Raw genomic sequence first — 18,228 nt, forward strand, 5'->3', positions numbered from 1 at the left:
TAATCAACAAAGCCTTAATTATGAAATTTGAAAACAATAAATCCGGAAACGGCGGAGTTCTTACATTAAATAACGAAATCAAGGAAATAGGAAGACTTACTTATACTATTTTCCCTGAAGATAATAAACTGATCATTTCTTTCGTTTTGGTTCATCCAGAATTTGAAGGAAGAGGAATGGGGAAATATTTGGTTGAGGAAGCCATCAAATTCTCAAGAGAAAATAAATGGAACGTTTATCCGCACTGTTCTTACGCAAGAGCTGTGATGACGAGAATGAGTGATGTTGATGATATTTTTTTAAAGAATTAAAACTTCATTAACCAAAATTTGTTCAATATCATCCGGGTAGTCAACTTTCAAATGATGATCGGAAGCTACCCAATCTTTTATTTCATTTAGTTCTAAAACTTTAGAGTTCGGAATTCCCATTTTATCCAGCGCACAAGCATTGCATTCCTGCTCGTACTGATTATGAATTGGGATCACAAATAATTTTTTATCCATAAAAAGGGCTTCGGCAGGGGTTTCGAAACCGGCGTTGCATAAAATTCCTTCACAGTTTTCGAAAGACTTTAAATATTGAATTTCATCAATCGGGAAAACTTCAACATTTTTTACTTTAGATTGAATTTTACTGTGTTTAGAAAACACTTTCCATTCAACAGGAATTTGTTCTAAAACTTTAATGATATTTTCATCAGAAAAACTCGGCAAATACACCAAGTAATACCCTTTTTTATCGGGATTAAGATTTCTGATCTTATGTCTGATAACAGGCTTTTTAATGTGAGGATGGTAATTTTCAAAATGAAAACCTATTTTCCTTTCACTCGGAACATAGTATTCCAAAATTAATTCTCCTAGAAAATCTTTCTTTTTGGGCTTAGGAGTTTCAGGAAAACTCATAGAAGCTTGATGACTTAATTCGATCATTGGAAGCTTATTTAATTTAGAAGCCCAACCCGTCAAAGGTTCGTAATCATTAATAATTAAATCATACTGTTTTAACTCTAATTCTCTTATTGTTTTTACGGCTTCAAGAAATTTATTCTCAAAAAACGTTTTTCGATAGGATAATCCTCCGGTTTTATTGTAAAGCAGCGAAATGCCTTTATGTTGATAGTTAATGTCGAAATCGGCCTTTAATTGCGATTGGTGACCGCTGATCAAAGTATCAACCGAAGCATATTTTTTAAGAATAGGAATAATTTCCTGCGCTCTTGCGACATGTCCGTTTCCGGTGCCCTGAAATGCATATAAAATCTTCATTTAAGAAAAATTGGTTACTATTTTTAAAAGCTCAGTGTTATCCATCTCCTGAATTTCTTCAACTTCATCATCTTGCAGCAAATGTTTGTGCTCATCGTAATAAAAAATCTTCCATTCGTTATCGTTGTACTCCAATGCAGAAAGGTTTTCAATCCAATCTCCGGAATTAAGATAAGTGCAAGAACCTTTTTTAGTTACAACTTCACGGATTTGAGGTTGGTGAATATGACCGCAAATAACGTAATCATAATGATTGTCGATGGCCAGTTCAGAAGCTGTTAATTCAAAATCTCCGATGTATTTCACTGCTTTTTTAACGTTGTTTTTTATCTTCTTTGAAAATGAATATTTCTCTTTGCCCATTTTCTCTAAGAACCAATTTACAACATTATTGATTACAATTAACAAATCGTAGCCTTTTCCTCCCAATTTTGCGATCCATTTGGAATGCTGAACAGATGCATCGAAAACATCTCCATGAAAGATCCATGTTTTCTTTTGGTTGATATCTAAACAGATTTTATTGCAGACTTTAAGCTTACCCAATTGAAAATCGGTAAACTTGCGGAACATCTCGTCGTGGTTCCCTGTGATGTAGTACACATCCGTATTTTTGGTGGCCAATGAAAGAATTTTCTTGATCACCTTTAAATGAGGTTTAGGGAAGTAAGACTTTTTGAATTGCCAGATATCGATAATATCACCATTCAAAACTAAAGTTTTAGGCTGAATAGAGTTCAGATATCTTAATAATTCTTTAGCCTTACATCCATAAGTTCCCAAATGAACATCCGAAATAACAACTAACTCAATATCTCTTTTCATAGTTTTATGCAAAGAAACTAATTGAAAGTTAACTGTATATGAATGTTATATTATTTTTATAGAGAGTTCATCAACTCTTCTGTAATTTCCATGTTGTGATAAACGTTTTGTACGTCATCATCTTCCTCAAAACGGTCAAGCATTTTCATGTTCGCCTTGAACTGCTCTTCTGTAACTTCTTTTGTATTGTTGGCGATTCTTTGAAGCTCTGCACTTTTAACTTCGATTTTAAGCTCATCTAATTTGTGAGATAAAGAACCGAAATCTTCAAAAGCGGTCGTGATCATTACTTCTTCGTCATCTTTTTCTACGTCTTCTGCTCCACCGTCGATCATTTCCATTTCGAAATCATCCCAATCCATTTTGATCTGAGCAATATCGATACTGAAAATACCTTTTCTGTCGAAGATAAATGCTAATTCACCATTTTTACCCAAGTTACCGTCAAACTTATTGAAAATAGCTCTTACGTTAGCTACGGTTCTAGTAGTATTATTTGTAGTACATTCTATGAAGAAAGCAACGCCACCTTGGCCATATCCTTCATAAGTAATCTCTTCATAGTTTTCTGCATCTGCACCACTTGCCTTTTTGATCGCTCTTTCAACGTTATCTTTTGGCATGTTTGCACCTTTCGCATTCTGGATACATCTTCTCAATGCAGGATTTGCTTCAACATCAGGACCACCGGCCTTCACTGCTAATGCAATGTCTTTACCTATTTTAGAGAAAGTCTTGGCCATTTTATCCCAACGAGCCATTTTAGAAGCTTTTCTATATTCAAACGCTCTTCCCATTTTTATTTTTAAATTTTCAACAAAATTAATTAAAAGTAAACGAAAAAAAAATACCCCCAGAGAACTGGAGGTATTTATATTTAGAAAAATTTAATTATTTTTTCTTTTTAGCCGGAGCTTTCTTAGCTACAACTTTTTTCTTAGCTGTACCTTTTTTCTTAGCTACTGCTTTCTTAACTGGAGCGTCAGCGTAATCTTTCTTAGCGATTGCATTCCACTCAGCGTCATTTTCTACAGCAGTTACAACTACTTTTCTGTCGATTTGTCTTTCAGCATCAGATTTCTTAGCGTCAACAGTTGCTTTAGTAGCACCTACACCAACCGATTTAAGAGAGTTAGCATCTACACCTCTAGCATCTAAAGCAGCAACTACAGCAGCAGCTCTTTCTCTAGATAATTTCAAGTTGTAAGCAGCAGCACCTTTAGCATCAGTTTGACCTTCTAATAAATAGTTACCTCCATCTTTCTTGATGATTTGAGCAGCTCTATCTAATGCAGTTGTAGACTCAGCTTTGATTGTAGCTTTATTAAAGTCAAAGTAAACATTTTTAACTTCAGTCGCTATTTCTTCAGCCGTTTTAGTTTTAGGCTTAGGACATCCGTTGTATTCTGGAAGACCTGGAACTGTAGGACAAGCATCATCTTTGTCTAAGATACCATCACCGTCAGTATCTGGCCAAGGACAACCATTGTTTTCAGCAGGACCTGCAACTGTAGGACAAGCATCATCTTTGTCGATTACACCGTCACCGTCAGTATCTGGCCAAGGACAACCGTTGTTTTCAACTGGACCAGCAACATCTGGACATTGATCGTCTTTATCTGGAACTCCATCACCGTCAGTATCAGGACATCCTTGGAATTCTGGTAAACCTGGTGTATCTGGACATAAATCGTCTTTATCTAAGATACCATCCTTATCTCTGTCTCTGTTTCCGAATCTGAAGTTCAATGAAGCAGAAGCTTGCCAAAAGTTAGCAACTGTAGACTTATCACCTGGAGTTGAAACGTAATCTCCTTGAACACCTAAACCGAAGTTTTTAGTCAACCAGAAGTTTACACCAGCACCTGTAGAAACTGTAAAGAAGTTAGCTTTACCGTTTTCGTTACCGTTTTCTCCATTAGATACCCACTCACCATTAATATCAGTTCTAGGGAAAGTAAGAGCAGTATAGTCATGTCTTAAGTAGTTAGCACCAACTCTTAAGTATGGATCAAACCAAGATTCTTCGTTCCATAAAAGACCTGCAGCCTTTACTTGTAAACCAAGACCTGTCATTAGCATAAACTCTTTACCCATGTTGAATCTTTTGTTTTCAACATTACCAACAGTAGTCTGCCAGTCTACTACAAAACCTTTAGCTACGTTTCTAGCAACTGTAAGTTTAGATAGTGGAGGTGTAATAGAGAAGTTGTTCGTATTGAACATAGTCTTCGATAAATTTTTAGCAGAGAACGTATTACTGAAATTGTTTCTAACTGCTGTATGGTTCTCCGCATGAGCACCAACTCCGATCATCCACGGATTGTTGGTAGTCTGAGCGAACACAGTAGAAGCAACAGTAAGTGCCAATGCTGAAATTCCTAATTTTAGATTTTTCATAGAATTAAATGATTAAATAATTGATAATGCAAAATAAATATAATTTTTCTTTATATACAAAGTTTTTCAAATGATTTTTAACTTTTCTTTAATATTCTGTCCAGATTTCGTTTGTTTTCTCTATCTTTTATGCTCTCCCTTTTATCAAAAAGCTTTTTTCCTCTTCCCAAGGCAATCAACACCTTCGCTTTGCCTCTATCATTTATATATAATTTTAAAGGTATAATCGTGTTACCTGCATCTTTTAACTTCTTTTCGAGCTTTTGCAATTCTTTTTTGTGCAACAGCAATTTCCGTTCCCTTTTTGTTTTGTGATTATAAAAAGTTCCCAATTTATATTCATCAATCATCATATTAATGATGTACAATTCCCCATTAATAAACTGACAGAACGATTCTGTTATAGAAGCTTTCGAAGAACGTAAAGATTTGATCTCAGTACCTGTTAAAACCATACCGGCTTCCATTTCTTCGATAAATTCATACTCGAATCTGGCTCTTCTGTTTAATATATTGACTGTTTTTTCAATCTTCATTTTAGTATTCCTATAGTTACATTAAAATTGAGTTTTACCCAATCCTATAATGAGTTATCCCCTTTGGGACTTTCCTTTTTTAAATTTCATTAATGAAATATATAAAAAATACCCCATATTTAAAAACTTGAATATTACATTATTACGAAATACCCAATTTCTTTTCGTATTTTTGCGCCAAATTTACAAAACTATATGTTAACAGTATCTAACTTATCTTTACAATTCGGGAAAAGAATTCTTTTTGATGATGTAAACATCATGTTTACCAAAGGAAACTGCTACGGAATCATCGGAGCAAATGGTGCAGGAAAGTCTACATTCCTTAAAATATTAACAGGAAAGCAGGATCCAACGACAGGACATGTATCTCTGGAACCAGGGAAAAGGATGTCAGTTTTGGAGCAGGATCACTTTGCATACGATCAATATACTGTTCTGGAAACTGTTTTAAGAGGAAATACAAAATTATTTGAAATAAAAGAAGAGATGGACGCTTTGTACGCCAAAGAAGATTTCTCTGATGAAGACGGTATCAAAGCAGGTGAGCTTGGTGTAGTGTATGATGAAATGGGTGGATGGAACTCTGAATCTGATGCACAAACGATGCTTTCTAACGTAGGTATCAAAGATGGTATGCATTGGCAGATGATGAGTGAACTTGAGAATCAGGACAAAGTAAAAGTTCTTCTAGCTCAGGCTCTTTTTGGAAATCCTGATGTATTGATCTTGGATGAACCTACGAATGATCTTGACATTGAAACAATTGCATGGTTGGAAAACTTCCTTGCAGACTACGAAAATACAGTAATTGTTGTATCTCACGACCGTCACTTCTTAGATACGGTTTGTACAAATATCGGGGATTTAGATTATGCTAAATTAAACCTTTATACAGGTAACTACTCTTTCTGGTATCAGGCTTCTCAACTGGCTACAAGACAAAGAGCTCAGGCTAACAAAAAAGCTGAAGAGAAGAAAAAAGAACTTCAGGACTTCATCGCAAGATTTAGTTCAAACGTTGCAAAAGCTAAACAGGCTACTGCAAGAAAGAAAATGATCGATAAATTAAACATCGATGATATTAAGCCTTCTTCAAGAAGATATCCGGCGATTATTTTCGAAATGGAAAGAGAAGCAGGAGATCAAATTTTAGATGTAAAAGGTCTTGAAAAAACGAAAGACGGAGAATTATTGTTCTCAAACATCGACTTAAACCTTAAAAAAGGAGATAAAGTTGCTGTACTTTCTAAAAGCTCTTTAGCCATCACAGAATTTTTCGAAATTCTAGCTGGTAATGCTGAAGCAGATAAAGGAACTGTTGCTTGGGGAGTTACAACAAACCAGTCTCACATGCCTTTAGATAACACTAAATTCTTCCAGGAAGATATCAGCTTGGTAGATTGGTTGAGACAATTCACGAAAAATGATGAAGAGCGTCACGAAGAATTCATGAGAGGATTCTTAGGTAGAATGTTATTTTCTGGTGATGAAGCTTTGAAATCTTGTAAAGTACTTTCAGGAGGTGAAAAAATGAGATGTATGTTCAGTAGAATGATGCTTCAGAAAGCAAATATCCTTTTACTTGACGAACCTACGAATCACTTAGACCTAGAAAGTATCACGACGTTGAATAACTCATTGTCTAACTTCAAAGGAAACCTTTTATTGTCATCTCATGACCACGAAATGCTTTCAACTGTCTGTAACAGAATTATCGAATTAACTCCTCAAGGAATTATCGATAGAGAAATGACTTACGACGAATATCTTGGTGATAAAAAGATCAAAGAATTAAGAGAGAAAATGTATTCTTAATCATTAAGAATTTCATCAATAAAAAAGAAATAGCTACTCAAACGAGTAGCTATTTTTATTACTAATTTAATAGTTAAGTTATTATTTTTTAATAAACTTATGAGTTGAAGAGGTTCCGTCTGTGTTTTTCACGGTAAGGATATAAGCTCCTTTAACCAACTGAGAAACGTCAATTTTTTGTTCTGCCTTATTTGAAGATAAAACGACTCTACCTGAAACATCCAAAACTTTAATTCCTGAAACTTTCTTAGTTCCCTTTATATTTAAATAATCACTTGTCGGGTTTGGATAAACCTGTAGATTCTCTGATAACAAATTCTCTGAAGTGGATAAAGTACTTGTAGTTAATGATATATTATCAAACATCATAATTCCAAAACCTCCACTCATCGCAGCAGTTGTATATACATTGAATCCTAGATAATAAACACCGGTTGCTGAAGGTGTAATTGTAAAAGATCCGGTTGCATAATTAGTTACATTTACGTTGGCATAATCATTAATTACATTAGTCATCGAAGTATTTATTGGCGACATACCGTATGCAACTTTAAAACTCTGAGGACTTGCATAATTAGCATAATCAAATGTAAAAGTATAAGAAGTTCCTGCCTGTAAATTAACGCCATTGGTATAGAACCAAGTATTTGCATCATTTGCATTAGTTGTAGCAACGTAAACAACATTGGAAGAAAATCCAGCTAATCCTGTAGCATCATCAACGCTCCAATTTCCGCCTGGATTAATAACTTGCTGCGAAGTACACATTGGAAGAGTTCCAGATGTTGTAGAATTAAAATTCTCTGTATATGGAGCATTTACAGACGTACAAGGTGTAGTAAAACTGGCTTTTACAAGACTCCAATCACTCACACTTCCACCTCCACAGTTTGATCTTACCCATACATTATATGATGTAGCAGGAGACAATCCTGTAATATTTTTTGAAGCAGTCGTAATTCCTGTATCTGTTGGTGTAGTAGAACTTACAGGAGCTACCGTTGAAGTACTTCTGTATAACTCATACGATGAAACTCCCGAAACTGCTGTCCAAGAAACTGTAGCAGAATTTGGAGTTAAATTAGTTACCGTTATAGAATCCGGCGCAATACAGGTATTTGCAACTTGGTAAGAAAATCCAAATACACACAGAAAACTTGCCGTAGATGATGTTTTTGTTACCGAAACACCTGATATACTTTTCAATTGATTAGCAGAGCTAATAGATAATGCAATCTCATATAATCTAGGATCATTAGCATTATTTTCAATAGCGTCTGTAACCCTACTTGCGCGCCCAATACCTTTTATTGCAAATCCTGTACCTCCGTACCAGTCTTTTACAGATTGATTGGTGAAAGTCTGGTTACTTCCATCTGTAAAATTAACAACTATACTTGCAATAGAACTTCCGCTTCCTGTTGTTGCCAGCATAAATAATTTTGAAGCTTTAGGCGTTGACCCGAAATTTAAAGCTCCCGAATCATTTGCATTTACCAACCTCAACGAGTTATTTGAGGTATATGGAGCCATTTGAAATGATAAACCTGTGGTGTTTGCAGAATTAATTAATCCTGAGCTCGGTAATCCTGAAGTTGGCATTGCTCCTGCCCCATTCATAAAATCTGTAGACATAAACACATAACCATTGGTTGGTGAATCTACACTTTGAGTAGTGCTGGATGATGCTGTACCCGATCCGTTTGCAACAAGATCTGCATTGTAACCACTTGTTACATTTAATGTCTGATAAGTTTGAGCGTTAATTTTGCAAAATAACGAAGCCGTCATTAAACAAAAGAAACCTACTGTAATTTTTTTATTCATAATGTTTTTTTATGTTCAGCAAATATATATTTTTATTACACAATAACAATATTTTAACTTATTTTAACAAATTAAAATCAATTTTAAAACATAAAAATTATATTATAAATAATCAACATTACGAAATTATTATAAATCATCAATCTCTTTTTAAGAATAAAATTTTATTAATCTTTGATTCAAATTATTTTCATTTTTTGAAATTATTTTCAATCAAGACTGGTTTAATTTCCTTTTATTGTGAAATAAAACAGTACTGAAAATTATTAAAAATGAACTATTTATATTTTTTAAATCATTAAACAAGTTTATTTAATGAAAGGAATTAATAAAGAAAATATATTTTAACAAAAACATTCAACAAAAAAGCCCCAAAGTAACTTTGAGGCTTTATGATAAAAATTTGAGATTGATTATTTCGTAAGTTTCGCTGTTGGCAAAGTAACCGCTCCCGGATCTTTCCACAAACCGTCTTTTTCTGCTTTTTTCTTAATAGCCTGAGCTCTTTTTTCGCTGTCGGGGTGAGAATTAAACATTTTCTGAAAACCAGACTGAGTACTTCCCTCCGAAAGCAATGCTAATTTTTTGAAGGCAGTATAAGCTCCTACCACATTATATTTATTAGCTTTCATGAAATCGTAAGAATAAGTATCAGCTTCCGATTCCTGTTTTTTACTGTGTGAAGCATCCAAAAATTCATTAGCCATTTTACCAACTTGGCTGTCATTCAATGTCGCCACCGAAGATGAAGCCGATGAAGCCGCATCCAACGCAGCAGCTTTTAAATAAGCAGATTTAATAGCATCTTTTGTATCTTGATTTTTAACGTGACCAATTTCATGACCAATTACTGCAAGCAATTCATCATCCGTCATAATATCCATCAAAGAAGAGAAAACACGTACACTTCCGTCTGCACAAGCAAAAGCATTAATATCTTTTACTTTGTAGACTTTATAGTTAAGATTAAGGCCATCCTGAGTTTTATGTTTCCCGAAAAGCTTGTTCAATCTTACTGTATAAGGATCTTTAGGACCGGCGATAGCATTATTCTTATCCATATAATCTACCGATTCTTTTGATAATTTTATAGCATCCTCATTGGTGAAAGTAAGTGCTTTCGAACCTTTAGACACAACATCCACCGCTTTTCCAAGACTAATTTTCTGTGCATTGACACTATAAATTGTGCCCAATAAAAATACACCAACAATAATTTTTTTCATAGTAATAATTTTTAAGTTTAGTTTAGCGAATATATCATTTTTAAATGAAAAATCCTTCTCCAGAAAATTCTGAAAAAGGATTTTACACCTAATATTAAGAAATCACTTATACAATAAACAAAGATGCAATTGCCGTTGCGTCACTACCACTTAAAACTTCGTCATAAGCAGCAGAACCTGCAGCAGCGCCAAAAGCGTTTGCCGTATTGAATCCGGCTTGATTTGTATTACCTTCACCTGCATATACAGCATTGGTTGCAGCAGGCATGTTTCCACCATCTGCCAATTCTATCCAGCCTTTATTAGCTCTCATTCTTCTCACCTGAGAAGCGTGTCTTGCCTCAACGGAATGGATCTGTAAAGCTGCCTGTAAAACTGCTTTGTTAGACATCACATTTCCAGCCTGTCCTTTGTATGCTCTAACTCCGGTATCTTCAAAAGCCTGAGCCAGAATAAGGAATTGATTATAATCTGTAAATGGAGAAAAATTACCACCAACAGTAAAATCGAAAGTCGGTTTAGCTCCAGGTGTTACGCCTAAAGAAGTTAATGTACTTTTCAAAAAGGCAACGTGAGCCGTTTCATGTTTTGAGATCTGCATAAATACAACTTTATCCGCACTCGGAATAAGACCTGCAGTACCCAAACCTTTTGCATAATATTCATCTTCAAGATATTCTAACGTTAAAGCCAGCTGTAAAGCATCTGTTAACGGAGTTTTAAAATAAGTTCCTGAAGTTGTAGTGGTTTCCGCTTTCGCAGAAGTTGCCATTAAAGTTCCCAATCCTAATGGTACAGCAGCAACTGCCGCTTTTTTACCGATTGAAGATATATTCGTAAGAGTTTCTAATCTTGATGATTCTGTAGTGAAAAATTTATCGTTAGAAAGCTTATCTAGTAATTTAAGAATGTTCATAATTGTTGATTTTGAAGATGAATAATTTAGCTAATACCTCTTTCTTTCCAAGTGAATGGCGTTTTGATGAATCCTCCGGCCACACTTACAATTTCAGTTGGCTCTTTAGCAACATCCAACCCGGTTGCGTTGATTACATCATCTCCTGAAAAATCAGCAGAACCCGGATTAATCAAATTTCTGATAGCAGAAGCATGTCTGGCCTCAACAGAAACGATTTTCCCTGCAATTACCAAATAATCTGGATTTGTAATATATTTTCCTGCTCCGTTATAAGCAGCTACACCAGTGTCTTCCAAAGCTTTTGCCGTAGCTAAAACTGAAGCTCTGTTACTGAAATTTACGTTTGGATATTGAAATTCCAAAGTTGGCAACACATTGGTTGTTACTCCGCTGATGGCAGCTTTAAAGAAATCTCTGTGAATTACTTCATGATGATAAAGATCTGTAAAAAGTGTTTTTTCGGCATCAGAAATCCCTGAGTAAAAATTGTTTACTACTTTGGTATAAAAATCTGCTTCAAGTTGTTCAAGTGCATACGCATAGTTTAAAACGCCAACATCTCCTGTACCGAGATCAAATTTATTGGCTGGATCCATGTACTGATAATCAAACTCATTATCTGAACATCCTACAAGGGCAAGGCCTGCCATAGCAATACCAAGTCCTCCAAGTTTAAGAAAGTTTCGTCTTCCGGTATCCAAAGTGGCACCTTTGTTTGAAACACTGATCGTTTTTTTCATAATATTAATTTTTTAAGTGTTATAACCTTACTTACGAGAGCAAATCTGTTTCGGTTTTCATTATTTCAAATTTTATTGAATTTTATTTGAAAAAGTTTCAACAAAACAATCAAAACACTGATAAACAATAGATTATTAAATATTTCAACATTTTTTTTATGATAACAATTCCTCGTTTTTAAAATATATTTTCCTTATTTTTGTGAAATGAGTCAAAAATGGATTTACAAGTCTGAACCCGATGAGGAGATAGTGGATGGATTAAGTTCGTCACTTGGTTTTGGAACTTTTGAATCTAGACTCCTCGTTCTTAGAGGGATTGACGATTATCAAAAGGCCAGAGAATTTTTCAAACCAAATCTTACCGATATACACAGTCCGTTTTTAATGGCTGATATGCAAAAAGCTGTTGAGCGCATTGCAAACGCTATTGAAAATGGTGAAAAAATAATGGTTTACGGAGATTACGACGTAGATGGAACTACTGCCGTAGCTTTAATGTACCTATACCTCAGCAAAATTGTTGAGAAAAAATACCTTGATTTTTATATTCCGGACAGAAATTCTGAAGGTTACGGAATTTCCACTGAAGGAATTGATTTCGCCAAGCAAAACGGTTTTTCGTTAATTATTGCTTTAGACTGTGGAATCAAAGCACTTGATATGATCAATTATGCTCAAAGTTTAGACATTGATTTTATCATTTGCGACCACCATTTACCCGGAGACGAAATTCCGAATGCGGTAGCTGTTTTAGATCCAAAAAGACGCGACTGCAGATACCCGTTCAAAGAACTTTCTGGTTGTGGAGTTGGTTTTAAATTATGTCAGGGTTTAAATACCATTTATAAACTTCCCGATGCCGAATTATTTGAATTAACAGATCTTCTGGCAATTTCTATTGCAGCTGATATTGTTTCTATGACCGGCGAGAACAGAGTTTTGGCTAAAATGGGACTTAAAATTCTTAGAAAAACGAGAAATTTAGGGTTAAGATTATTAATTCCGGAAGATAAATTATCTCATTTCGAGATTTCCAATATTGTTTTTGAAATTGCGCCGAAAATCAATGCTGCAGGAAGAATTTCCCATGGAAAAGCTGCTGTTCAGTTGATGGTTTCGGATAATTTGAAACATGCTAACCAAATTGTTGGTGATATTATGAACCTCAATGATGAAAGACGTGAACTCGATATGAATTCTACGCTTTCTGCATTGAACCAAATCATTGAATCTCAACAACAAAGCAAACTGACAACTATCGTTTACCATCCTGAATGGAACAAAGGAGTTATCGGAATTGTTGCTTCAAGACTTATTGAAACGTATTACAAACCTACCCTGGTTTTCACCGATGGGAACAATGGTGAAATGGTAGCTTCTGCAAGATCTGTTTCAGATTTTGATGTTCATGAAGCGTTGGACATCTGTTCAGAATATTTCCTGAAATTTGGAGGTCATCACGCTGCGGCAGGACTTTCAATGGAGAAAGACAAGTTTGATGCTTTCAAAATAAAATTTGAACAAGTTGTTACCGAAAAGATCAAAGAACATCAGAAAGAACCTTCTATTTTGATAGATTCTGAGATTCAGATTGATGATGTGAACAGAGAGTTTATCAATTTCCATAGAAAATTAGCTCCATTTGGTCCGCATAACATGAAACCTATTTTGGCGATCAAAAACCAGAAACTTTCAGGTTATGTAAAAACGATGGGGAAAGATAATAATCACGTTAAGTTTTACATTAAACAGGAATCTACAGGTCGCAATATTGAATGTGTAGGCTTCAAATTGGGTCAGTTTGTAGAAGATTTTAAAAATAAAAAATTCGATATTGTATTCACTTTAGAAGAGAATCACTGGAAAGGAAATGTGACACATTATCTTAATATTAAGGACGTAAAATTCAGGGATTAGGTTTTAGGAATCAGCTTTTAGGTTTTAGCAATGGGAAATTATAAGGAATTAATTGTTTGGCAGAAATCTGTAGCGCTTGTAACAGATATTTACTCCAGCACAAAGAATTTTCCTAAAGAAGAAATTTACTGTCTTACGAATCAAATTCGTCGTTCATCGATTTCAATTCCGTCAAATATTGCTGAAGGACATTCTAGAAGATCTCAATTAGATTATATCCAATTTTTAAAAATTGCCCGTGGAAGTTCTGCTGAATTGGAGACACAATTACTTATTTCTAAAAATTTAAATTATTTAAATTTGGAAGAGTTTCAAATTCTCGATGAAAAGTTAACGGAAATATCAAAGATGTTGAATGCAATAATTTCAAAACTACAAACCATCCCTAAACCCTAAAAGCTTATTCCTAAGCCCTAATGAAATATGAAAAAGATCGGTTTATTTTTCGGTTCGTTTAATCCAATTCATATTGGACATCTGATTTTGGCTAATTATATTTTAGAAAATTCAGATATGGAAGAATTGTGGTTTGTGGTAAGTCCACAAAACCCTTTCAAGGACAAAAAATCTTTATTGAAAGACCATAACAGATTGGATATGGTACAACTTTCCATTAAAAATTATCCTAATATGAGAGCTTCTAATGTGGAATTTTCTCTTCCAAAGCCGAGTTATACGATTGACACACTGACTTATCTTCATGAAAAACATCCAGACTATTCTTTTAGTTTAATTATGGGTGAAGATAATCTGAGCAGTTTACACAAATGGAAAAACTATGAAACGTTGATCAAAAATCATCATATCATTGTTTATCCAAGAGTTTTTGATGGAGAGAAAAAAGATTCTGATTATCTTCAAAATGAAAATATTTCTTTAATTAAAGCTCCGGTTATAGAACTTTCTGCAACGGAGATCCGAACGATGATTAAAGACGGTAAAAACGTAAGACCTATGCTGCCTCCGGAAGTTTTTGATTATTTGGACGGTAGTAATTTTTATAAATAAGAAGAAATGAAATTCTATCTATTTTTATTCTTTGCTTTTATCCAACTTTCTTTATTTGGGCAAGATACTTTAGCTTCAAAAGAAGACTCCATAAGAAAACAGCGTGAAATAAAAGCAAAGCAATGGTTTCTGGAAAAGCAAAAATATAATCACGAAAGATGTAGCAAAGATTCCATAAGAGCTGTAAATGATTCAAAAACTCAAAATAAATATTTTATAAATACACCAGCTCCAAGTGGAGATGAATTTCCAGCAGAAGAAGAACTTAAAATTTCTTTGAATAAATATAATATCATTTGGGGTGGAACATGGATGGGCAGTGATATTGGAGGATACTCACCTAATTCATGCTATAATCGTTATATGACAGAGTTTACTGAAGATAAATTTGGTCAAGTCTTTATTGATGAATTGGTGAGGCAGTCTATTTTGAGTTATGCAGTTAAGAATCCTACTATACTTTTTGAACATAATGACCATCTAGATTGGATGTATGAGGGAAATTATTCTATAGCTGATAAATTGCTTAATGAATGTTTTTTCAAAAAATTCAATTATCCAACTAATTATAAAACTTCCTCAAAAGAAAACGAATCATTTACTGAGGTGGGGTTAGAGTTAGACGAAAATACAAATGTTTTAAAAATAAATGGGTTTAAACATCATATTGTAAATAATTATAATCAACAGTTTATTCCATATTTCGAAAAAAGAATTAGAAATTTCATAGAATCGAGTAACTTTACTCTTTCATCAAGGGCTGCTTTATATAATGGCACAAGAACTTCTTTCAAAATCTATTATAAATAACTTAAATGGACTTCATCGATAAAATATTCTCAAAATATTCTCAGGAAAAAATCATTAAATGGTTTAAACAAATCTGCGTGGCAGAAGCAATTTCCTGTGTTTTATTATATGGAGTTGCCATGATCTGGATTCGTTATGATGAAAATTTATATTCCATCATTTTCATAAGTGTTATTGGAAGTTTGCATGGACTTTTCTTTACCCTTTATCTTTTACTTTGTCTTCCGGCAAGAAAAATTTATAATTGGGATGATGAAGATTTTGTCTTCGCATTATTATCCGCTTTCTTTCCTTTCGCGACTATCTGGGTTGATAAAAAATTAGCTCGTTTCGATAGAGAATAAAATTTATTTTCAACAATTTCATATTTCGCTGTAACAAAATCATTGTTACAGTTGTCTTATTATGTAGAAAATCAAAGTACATCAAAATTTCTATTTAAATTTTAACCACTGTAAATCAACATGTTAAAATAATCATTAAAATATTTTTACTACTTTGTATTGCAAGATACTAAATTTATTACATATCTTTGCAATGTAAAATAATAACAGATACAAGCTATTAAACTCTCTAAAACGATTATCATGAAAACTCAAATTCTTATCGCAGCCATATTTTTCAGCGGATTGACCTTCGCACAAGAAAAAAAATCAGATACTTTAAAAACTAAAAGTATAGAAGGCGTTACTTTAACTAAACAGGTTTTCAAAAAACAAAGTGACCGTTTTGTGTATGATGTTGCCGCTTCACCGGTTACGAAAGGAAATACTACTTTCGATATCTTAAAGCAAACTCCACTACTCTCTTCTACTGACGATAAAACATTGAAAATTGCAGGAAAGAATAATGCTTTAATCTATATCAATGGTAGAAAAAGCAATATGGATGCGGATTCTTTGGTTCAATTCTTAAAAAATACGCCAGCAGAAAACATTCAGAAAATTGAGGTAATTACTGTTCCGGGAAGTGAATTTCAGGTAGAATCTTCAGACGGAATCATCAATATCGTTTTAAAGAAAAAAATGAGCGACGGTTTGAGCGGAAACATGAGAATGTCTAACTCTCAAAATAAATTCAACGGAAGCAATGCGAGTTTCTCTGCAAACTATAGAAAAGATAAGTTGGGAATCAGCGCTAATTTGAGTGGTGGTGAAAATATCCAAGGACAATCTTATGTGCTAAGAAACGGAAACGATTTATCCTCAAACGAATCTGTAGGTGACATTAATGATCCTAACAAAAATCTTGGAGGTTATTTAAACATTGATTATCAATTGAATGACAACAGCAATTTAGCTCTATCATGGAATACTTGGGCGAATAAAAGTTATAATTCTACCGTAGATTTGTTTAATACAACCAGATCTTACGACAAAAAGAATGACGATTACGTTATGAACTACACAAGATCCAGAAACAAAGAAGATGCAAGATCTTATAATAATTCTGTCAATCTAAACTATGAATTGAAAACGGATTCTTTAGGTAGTAAATTAAACATTAATGCCGCTTATTTAAACTATAAAAGATTTCAGTTTACAGACAACAGAACAATCCTTTCTGATGTTTATGGCAACGACATAAGATTGGGAAGACAGACATTTCAGGATCTTCCACAGATCATCAATAACTTTTCAGGAACCGTTGATTATAACAAAAAATTCAAAAATGATTTCACTGTATCTGTAGGAGGAAATTACAACAAAACAAAAACCAATAACGATACAAAAAACAATACTCTTGATTATGCTTACGATAAATTCGGGAATTTACAAGGCATAACAAATACACCAACGCCCAATCACTTTGTTTATAATGAAAATATCTACGGAGTTTATTTAACGCTTGAAAAGAAATTTAACGATAAATTTTCAGGAAAAGTGGGAGCGAGATATGAAATTACAAACAGTGTAGGAACATCGGACAACGCAGCCACTCCGGATCTTCAGAGAATTGAAAGAAAGTATAATAACTTGTTGCCTTATGTAAGTTTTAATTATGCAATCAATGATAAAAACAATATTTCTTATGCCTTTTCAAGCAGAATGAGAAGACCGAGCTTCTGGGAAATAAATCCTGTAAGAAACATCCTGACAGAAGATAATTATACTCAAAATAACCCTTTTGTGAAAGCATCTTCAACTTATAATCAGGAATTAACGTATATGTTTAATAGTTCTTACTTCCTGATATTAAACCACTCATTATATAAAGATGTAATTACACAGGTTCCGTTACAGCGAGATATTTTGAAAAAAAGACTGGATGAAATGGGAAATCCTGTTTTAGATGAAAACAATCAACCCATCATGGATCCTCACAAACAACTTAGATATATCCGTACCAATTTTGGAGACAAGCAGGAAATGTCTGCAATGTTAGGTATTCAGAAAACATTCTTTAAACAATATTTAACAGCTAATTTCAACATCGGACTTCAACATAATATTAATAACGGAAGTTTAAGTGTTGACCCAACTTCAGGAGATGTTTTCCCTACTTATGAAAATAAAATACGTTCTACGAGTATCGTTATTCAAACCAATAACACGATTCGTTTAGACAAAAAGAAAACTTGGTTCTTAGGCGTAAATTATTTCTATGTTGACAAACAACAAATCGAATTGGGGATGTTAAAAGATCTAATGAGCTTAGATTTAAGTTTAAAGAAAAACTGGAACGACTGGACATTCGCTGTAAACGTAAGCGATGTATTTAGAACAAACGTTGTTGAAATTGAAGATTACCAAGACAACGGAAACTACAATTACGTAAAAAACGATCAGTTCAGAAGAGGAGTAACTGTGAGCATTACTTATAACTTCGGAAACCAGAAAGTGAAAAAAGTAAGAGACATCGAAGGAGCTTCTGACGCCATCAAAAGCAGAACAAGATAGAAAACAATCATTATCATTCTTCATATAA

At 33.8% G+C, this 18,228-nt stretch carries 17 protein-coding genes; 8 read left to right on the forward strand and 9 right to left on the reverse strand.

What is annotated here, in order from left to right:
* The first annotated feature begins 20 nt into the window (after positions 1-20).
* Positions 21-311, forward strand: a complete 291-nt coding sequence (locus A0O34_RS06515) for a GNAT family N-acetyltransferase (RefSeq protein WP_066752734.1) — start codon at positions 21-23, stop codon at positions 309-311.
* Here the strand turns inward: A0O34_RS06515 and A0O34_RS06520 are convergent.
* The 5 genes from A0O34_RS06520 to smpB form a co-directional block, all read right to left on the reverse strand.
* Positions 300-1,271, reverse strand: coding sequence for a glycosyltransferase family protein (locus A0O34_RS06520; RefSeq protein ID WP_066752738.1), 972 nt, complete (start codon positions 1,269-1,271; stop codon positions 300-302). The genes A0O34_RS06515 and A0O34_RS06520 overlap by 12 nt on opposite strands.
* Positions 1,272-2,096 (reverse strand): UDP-2,3-diacylglucosamine diphosphatase, encoded by an 825-nt coding sequence (locus A0O34_RS06525; protein ID WP_066752742.1) that lies wholly within the window; start codon positions 2,094-2,096, stop codon positions 1,272-1,274.
* A gap of 56 nt (positions 2,097-2,152) precedes the next feature.
* Entirely contained in the window at positions 2,153-2,893 is a 741-nt protein-coding gene (locus tag A0O34_RS06530) for a YebC/PmpR family DNA-binding transcriptional regulator (protein WP_066752744.1), read from the reverse strand.
* Positions 2,894-2,987: 94 nt separating this feature from the next.
* Positions 2,988-4,496, reverse strand: coding sequence for an OmpA family protein (locus tag A0O34_RS06535; protein WP_066752747.1), 1,509 nt, complete (start codon positions 4,494-4,496; stop codon positions 2,988-2,990).
* A 77-nt stretch (positions 4,497-4,573) separates the two neighbouring features.
* The gene (gene smpB, locus A0O34_RS06540) at positions 4,574-5,032 is read right to left on the reverse strand and encodes an SsrA-binding protein SmpB (RefSeq protein WP_066752750.1); all 459 of its coding nucleotides are present in this window, start codon (positions 5,030-5,032) and stop codon (positions 4,574-4,576) included.
* Between the two features lie 195 nt (positions 5,033-5,227).
* Between smpB and A0O34_RS06545 the strand changes: the two genes are divergently transcribed.
* Positions 5,228-6,850 carry an ABC-F family ATP-binding cassette domain-containing protein gene (locus A0O34_RS06545; protein WP_066752753.1) on the forward strand — a complete coding sequence of 541 codons (1,623 nt, stop codon included), beginning with the start codon at positions 5,228-5,230 and terminating at the stop codon, positions 6,848-6,850.
* Between the two features lie 81 nt (positions 6,851-6,931).
* Here the strand turns inward: A0O34_RS06545 and A0O34_RS06550 are convergent, their stop codons facing one another.
* From A0O34_RS06550 to A0O34_RS06570, 4 genes are all read right to left on the reverse strand, one after another.
* On the reverse strand, positions 6,932-8,677 hold the full coding sequence (locus tag A0O34_RS06550) for a T9SS type A sorting domain-containing protein (protein WP_066752766.1): 1,746 nt from the start codon (positions 8,675-8,677) through the stop codon (positions 6,932-6,934).
* 413 nt (positions 8,678-9,090) lie between these two features.
* A complete protein-coding gene (locus tag A0O34_RS06560; protein WP_066752771.1) occupies positions 9,091-9,903 on the reverse strand; it encodes a M48 family metalloprotease in 813 nt (270 codons plus the stop codon).
* 106 nt (positions 9,904-10,009) lie between these two features.
* Positions 10,010-10,819, reverse strand: a complete 810-nt coding sequence (locus tag A0O34_RS06565) for a ferritin-like domain-containing protein (RefSeq protein WP_066752774.1) — start codon at positions 10,817-10,819, stop codon at positions 10,010-10,012.
* Between the two features lie 26 nt (positions 10,820-10,845).
* Positions 10,846-11,562 carry a ferritin-like domain-containing protein gene (locus tag A0O34_RS06570; protein ID WP_066752777.1) on the reverse strand — a complete coding sequence of 239 codons (717 nt, stop codon included), beginning with the start codon at positions 11,560-11,562 and terminating at the stop codon, positions 10,846-10,848.
* Between the two features lie 207 nt (positions 11,563-11,769).
* Here A0O34_RS06570 and recJ point away from each other — a divergent pair, with 207 nt between their 5' ends.
* From recJ to A0O34_RS06600, 6 genes are all read left to right on the forward strand, one after another.
* Positions 11,770-13,482, forward strand: a complete 1,713-nt coding sequence (gene recJ / locus A0O34_RS06575; RefSeq protein ID WP_066752780.1) for a single-stranded-DNA-specific exonuclease RecJ — start codon at positions 11,770-11,772, stop codon at positions 13,480-13,482.
* A 30-nt stretch (positions 13,483-13,512) separates the two neighbouring features.
* Complete coding sequence (locus tag A0O34_RS06580) at positions 13,513-13,878, forward strand: four helix bundle protein (protein WP_066752783.1); 366 nt, start codon at positions 13,513-13,515, stop codon at positions 13,876-13,878.
* A 27-nt stretch (positions 13,879-13,905) separates the two neighbouring features.
* Positions 13,906-14,490: a nicotinate (nicotinamide) nucleotide adenylyltransferase gene (gene nadD, locus A0O34_RS06585; protein WP_066752785.1), complete on the forward strand. Its 585-nt coding sequence runs from the start codon at positions 13,906-13,908 to the stop codon at positions 14,488-14,490.
* A gap of 6 nt (positions 14,491-14,496) precedes the next feature.
* Positions 14,497-15,300, forward strand: a complete 804-nt coding sequence (locus A0O34_RS06590; protein WP_066752788.1) for a hypothetical protein — start codon at positions 14,497-14,499, stop codon at positions 15,298-15,300.
* Positions 15,301-15,305: 5 nt separating this feature from the next.
* The gene (locus tag A0O34_RS06595) at positions 15,306-15,644 is read left to right on the forward strand and encodes a DUF3817 domain-containing protein (protein WP_066752792.1); all 339 of its coding nucleotides are present in this window, start codon (positions 15,306-15,308) and stop codon (positions 15,642-15,644) included.
* 243 nt (positions 15,645-15,887) lie between these two features.
* Complete coding sequence (locus A0O34_RS06600; RefSeq protein ID WP_066752795.1) at positions 15,888-18,200, forward strand: TonB-dependent receptor domain-containing protein; 2,313 nt, start codon at positions 15,888-15,890, stop codon at positions 18,198-18,200.
* The last annotated feature ends 28 nt before the right edge of the window (positions 18,201-18,228 follow it).

The sequence above is a fragment of the Chryseobacterium glaciei genome, assembly GCF_001648155.1.
GTDB classification, from domain to species: domain Bacteria; phylum Bacteroidota; class Bacteroidia; order Flavobacteriales; family Weeksellaceae; genus Chryseobacterium; species Chryseobacterium glaciei.

Bases quoted from the DNA above. Each gene is read 5' to 3' on its own strand.
- A0O34_RS06515 (WP_066752734.1), top strand. From the start codon at position 21: ATGAAATTTGAAAACAATAAATCCGGAAACGGCGGAGTTCTTACATTA.
- A0O34_RS06520 (WP_066752738.1), bottom strand. From the start codon at position 1,271: ATGAAGATTTTATATGCATTTCAGGGCACCGGAAACGGACATGTCGCA.
- A0O34_RS06525 (WP_066752742.1), bottom strand. From the start codon at position 2,096: ATGAAAAGAGATATTGAGTTAGTTGTTATTTCGGATGTTCATTTGGGA.
- A0O34_RS06530 (WP_066752744.1), bottom strand. From the start codon at position 2,893: ATGGGAAGAGCGTTTGAATATAGAAAAGCTTCTAAAATGGCTCGTTGG.
- A0O34_RS06535 (WP_066752747.1), bottom strand. From the start codon at position 4,496: ATGAAAAATCTAAAATTAGGAATTTCAGCATTGGCACTTACTGTTGCT.
- smpB (WP_066752750.1), bottom strand. From the start codon at position 5,032: ATGAAGATTGAAAAAACAGTCAATATATTAAACAGAAGAGCCAGATTC.
- A0O34_RS06545 (WP_066752753.1), top strand. From the start codon at position 5,228: ATGTTAACAGTATCTAACTTATCTTTACAATTCGGGAAAAGAATTCTT.
- A0O34_RS06550 (WP_066752766.1), bottom strand. From the start codon at position 8,677: ATGAATAAAAAAATTACAGTAGGTTTCTTTTGTTTAATGACGGCTTCG.
- A0O34_RS06560 (WP_066752771.1), bottom strand. From the start codon at position 9,903: ATGAAAAAAATTATTGTTGGTGTATTTTTATTGGGCACAATTTATAGT.
- A0O34_RS06565 (WP_066752774.1), bottom strand. From the start codon at position 10,819: ATGAACATTCTTAAATTACTAGATAAGCTTTCTAACGATAAATTTTTC.
- A0O34_RS06570 (WP_066752777.1), bottom strand. From the start codon at position 11,562: ATGAAAAAAACGATCAGTGTTTCAAACAAAGGTGCCACTTTGGATACC.
- recJ (WP_066752780.1), top strand. From the start codon at position 11,770: ATGAGTCAAAAATGGATTTACAAGTCTGAACCCGATGAGGAGATAGTG.
- A0O34_RS06580 (WP_066752783.1), top strand. From the start codon at position 13,513: ATGGGAAATTATAAGGAATTAATTGTTTGGCAGAAATCTGTAGCGCTT.
- nadD (WP_066752785.1), top strand. From the start codon at position 13,906: ATGAAAAAGATCGGTTTATTTTTCGGTTCGTTTAATCCAATTCATATT.
- A0O34_RS06590 (WP_066752788.1), top strand. From the start codon at position 14,497: ATGAAATTCTATCTATTTTTATTCTTTGCTTTTATCCAACTTTCTTTA.
- A0O34_RS06595 (WP_066752792.1), top strand. From the start codon at position 15,306: ATGGACTTCATCGATAAAATATTCTCAAAATATTCTCAGGAAAAAATC.
- A0O34_RS06600 (WP_066752795.1), top strand. From the start codon at position 15,888: ATGAAAACTCAAATTCTTATCGCAGCCATATTTTTCAGCGGATTGACC.